This is a genomic window from Photobacterium sp. R1, assembly GCF_054600795.1.
Genome location: NZ_BAAHZP010000574.1, coordinates 1 through 269, shown reverse-complemented (window position 1 = coordinate 269; position 269 = coordinate 1). Strand labels below are relative to the sequence as shown.

Annotated in this window: 1 protein-coding gene; it reads left to right on the top strand. The window is 33.8% G+C overall.

Going from position 1 to position 269, the window contains the following annotated elements:
• Positions 1-2: 2 nt before the first annotated feature.
• The coding region (locus tag ACYP03_RS26340) for a phosphoethanolamine transferase domain-containing protein (protein WP_459782715.1) at positions 3-269 on the top strand (267 nt) is incomplete at its 3' end.

Genomic DNA, 269 nt, shown 5'->3' with positions numbered 1-269 from the left:
CCTTGTTATTAGTAGCTTTAATAGGCATCTGTATTATCGCTATTTTCTTTTATAAAGATTATGCTTCAGTAGGTAGGAACAATTCATACTTGAATAAAATGATTAATCCTGCTCACGTTTTTAACACATTAAAGTACATCAATCGAACATATTTTACGTCTAAGGAGCCTTACCTCACCATAGGTAAAGATGCAAAACTGGAACCTTCAAATAACAGCAAAGACACACTTTTCGTTGTTGTATTAGGTGAAACAGCACGCTCAATGAAC